The organism is Streptomyces pathocidini (genome assembly GCF_001418495.1).
Classification (GTDB): domain Bacteria; phylum Actinomycetota; class Actinomycetes; order Streptomycetales; family Streptomycetaceae; genus Streptomyces; species Streptomyces pathocidini.
Window position 1 is genome coordinate 1 of the sequence record NZ_LIQY01000581.1, and the last position, 3,473, is coordinate 3,473.

The 3,473-nt window shown below is 73.5% G+C and carries 2 protein-coding genes; both read right to left on the reverse strand.

What is annotated here, in order from left to right; all coding sequences use genetic code 11:
• Nucleotides 1-1,515, reverse strand: a 1,515-nt coding sequence (locus AOK16_RS22995; RefSeq protein WP_055474061.1) for an alpha/beta hydrolase, incomplete at its 3' end; no start/stop codon positions are given.
• Between the two features lie 290 nt (nt 1,516-1,805).
• Nucleotides 1,806-3,044: a DNA polymerase III subunit delta' gene (locus AOK16_RS23000; protein WP_055474062.1), complete on the reverse strand. Its 1,239-nt coding sequence runs from the start codon at nt 3,042-3,044 to the stop codon at nt 1,806-1,808.
• Between the last annotated feature and the right edge of the window lie 429 nt (nt 3,045-3,473).

Consider the following 3,473-nt stretch of genomic DNA (forward strand, 5'->3'; position numbering starts at 1 on the left):
GTACGCGGTGTGGCCGTCGCCCTCGTACGTCAGGAGGATGCCGGAGGAGAGCTGCTTGCCGAGGGCCTCGGCCCAGCGGTACGGGGTCGCCGGGTCGCGCGTGGTGCCGACCACGACGATCGGGGCCGCGCCCTTCGCCTCGATGCGGTTCGGCTTGCCGGTGGGCTTGATCGGCCAGTACGTGCAGTTCAGCGCGGCCCAGGCCAGGCCCGTACCGAAGACGGGGGAGGCCTTGCGGAAGGACGGCAGCGCCTTGCGCACGTCCTCGGGGCCGTTGAAGGCCGGGGGCAGGTCGAGGCAGTTGACGGCCGGGTTGGCGAACATCAGGTTCGCGTACGAGCCGTCCGGCTCGCGCTGGTAGTAGATGTCGGCCAGTTTCAGCAGGCCCGCGCCGTCACCGTCCATCGCCGACTGGAGGGCGCCGCGCAGCTCGCCCCAGGCGCCCTCGTCGTACATCGCCGAGATCACCGCCGTCGTGGCCAGCGACTCGCCCAGCTTCCGGCTCTCGCCCGTCCGCACCGGGTCCGCGTCCAGCTTCTTGAAGAAGTCCCCCAGGCGCCGGCCCGCGTCGCGCGCGCTGCCGCGTCCGAGCGGGCAGTCCTCGCGCCGTACGCAGTCCTCGGCGAAGGCCGTGAAGGCCGTCTCGAAGCCCGCGGTCTGGTCGCGGTTCATGGTCAGAGCCGGAAGGGAGGGGTCCATCGCACCGTCCAGAACGAGCCGCCCGGCCCGGCGCGGGTAGAGCCCGGCGTACGTGGCGCCGAGGAACGTGCCGTACGAGGCGCCCACGTAGTTCAGCTTCTCGTCCCCCAGCACCGCCCGCGCCACGTCCATGTCGCGGGCCGCTTCGATCGTCGAGACATGGCCGAGCACCTTGCCGGACCGCTCCTCGCACCCGGTCGCGAACTCCTTGAAGGCGGTGACCAGTTCGTCGGTCTCCTTCTGGTCGTCCGGGGTCTGGTCGACCTGTGTGTACGCGTCCATCTGCGAGTCGGACAGGCAGGTGACGGGCTCGCTGCGGGCCACGCCCCGCGGGTCGACGGCCGCGATGTCGTAGCGCGCGCGGACCGCCTCCGGGTAGCCGATTCCGGCGTAGCTCTGCAGGTAGCCGATCGCGGAACCGCCGGGTCCGCCAGGGTTGACCAGCAGCGAGCCGAGCCGCTTGCCCGGGCCGATCGCCTTCTTACGCGAGACGGCGAGTTTCACGTTGTCGCCGCCGGGCTTCTCGTAGTCCAGCGGGACCTCGATCGACGAGCACTCGAAGCCCTCGACGCCGCACGGGCGCCAGCTCGGCTTCTGGTCGTAGTACGGACGGAGGCCCTCCGGTACGGCTTCGGGCAGCGGCTGGAGGGGCTGGAGCGCCGCCTCCTGCGTCCGGGCCTGCGCGGCCCTGTCCTTGCTGGTGTGCGGCGAGGCGGAAGCGCTCGGGGACGAACTCCCGGAGGAGCAGCCGGACATGAGCACGCCCGCGACCGCGAGAACGATTCCGGTGGTGCGGAGCAGACGAGTGGTGTCCATGGCGCGTTCCCCTGGGTCCGTGCTGCGTGACACAGCGGCGGTGCGCGCCATGTCGGATGTTTCGGAGAGTATCCGTCCGAACACGCTCCATGCGCGGCGCGCCGTCCTCGTACGGGTGAGAGTGTCCCTTTACGTCGGGAGTACGGCCTGCTCGGGTCGGGTTCGGGCGGGTGCAGCGCGGGCGGATCGGAGGGCCCGCCGGGCTTGCACGGAGCGGTGATACGGAGGGCCCACCGGGCCGGTGCGGGGAGCCTGCCGGGCCGGTACGGAGCGGTGGTACGCCCTGGGGTTCAGCCCGCGCGGAGGGCCATCGTCATCGCCTCGACGGCGAGGAGCGGGGCGACGTTGGCGTCGAGCGCCTCGCGGCAGGCGCGGATCGCCTCGATCCGGCGCAGGGTCCGCTCGGAGGTGGAGTTCTCCGCGACGCGCCGCAGGGCGTCCTGGACCTCGGTGTTGGCGATCGCCACCGAGGAGCCCAACTGGAGGGCGAGGACGTCGCGGTAGAAGCCGGTGAGGTCGGTGAGGGCGAGATCCAGGGTGTCGCGCTGGGTGCGGGTGGCGCGCCGCTTCTGGCGGTCCTGGAGGTCCTTCATCACGCCGGCCATGCCGCGCGGCAGGCGGCCGCCGGTGCCGGCCGCGGCGCCGAGGGCCGCGCGCAGCTCCTCGGTCTCCTTCGCGTCGACCTCCTCCGCCACCTGCTTGGCGTCCTCCGCCGCCGCGTCGACGAGCTCCTGCGCAGCCTTCAGACAGCCGCCCACGTCATCGATCCGGAGCGGCAGCTTCAGCACGGTGGCGCGGCGCTCGCGCGCACGCTCATCGGTGGCCAGCCTCCGGGCCCGGTCGATGTGTCCCTGGGTCGCGCGGGCGGCGGACGCGGCGAGATCGGGCGCGATCCCGTCGCGCCGCACCAGCACGTCCACGACGGCGTCGACCGGCGGCGTACGCAGCGTCAGGTGGCGGCAGCGCGAGCGGATCGTCGGCAGTACGTCCTCGACGGACGGCGCGCACAGCAGCCACACCGTACGGGGAGCCGGCTCCTCGACCGCCTTGAGCAGCACGTTTCCCGCGCCCTCGGTGAGGCGGTCGGAGTCCTCCAGGACGATCACCTGCCAGCGGCCGTTGGCGGGGGAAAGCTGGGCGCGGCGTACGAGCTCGCGGGTCTCCTTGACGCCGATGGACAGGACGTCCGTCCTGACCACCTCCACGTCGGCGTGCGTGCCGACGAGCGCGGTGTGGCAGCCGTCGCAGAACCCGCAGCCCGGGGCGCCACCGAGCGCGCGGTCGGGGCTGACGCACTGCAGCGCGGCGGCGAAGGCGCGGGCGGCGGTGGAGCGGCCGGAGCCGGGGGGGCCGGTGAACAGCCAGGCGTGCGTCATCTTGGAGGCGGTGGGCTCGGGGGGCTCGCCCGGGGCGCCGCCCGCCGCCTCCAGTTCGGCCTCCGCGGTGACGATCGCGTCGGCGTCACGCGCGGCCGCCGCGAGCTGCGCCGTCACGCGCTCCTGACCGACCAGGTCATCCCAAACCGCCATAGCCTCCACCGTTCTGCGTCCCGCACGGTTCCCCCATTGTGGTGCAGGGGGCTGACAACCGAGCCCACCGGGCCCCGGTCCCGGGGCGACCGCCCCGGTCCCTAGGCAGCCGCTGACTCGGCACCGCCGGGCTCCACCGCCGTGGTTCCTCACCGCTGCGGCGGAAGGACTTATGGCTGCCACCGCAGCCATGGTCCCAGCCCCGCCGAGCTGCCCACCGGGCCACGGGCCGGCCACCGGTGCCCTTCCGAAGGACTGCGGCCAGCTCGGCGCGGCGGGCTGACCGCGGTGGCTGCTCACCGCGGTGACGGACAAATCCACCGCCGCTACGCGGCCATGCCCCGGCCCGGCGGCCATCCGTCGACCGAGCCACCGACGCCGATGCCGGCCCCCATGAGCCGAGGCCGGCTCGGCACCGCCGGGCTCCGC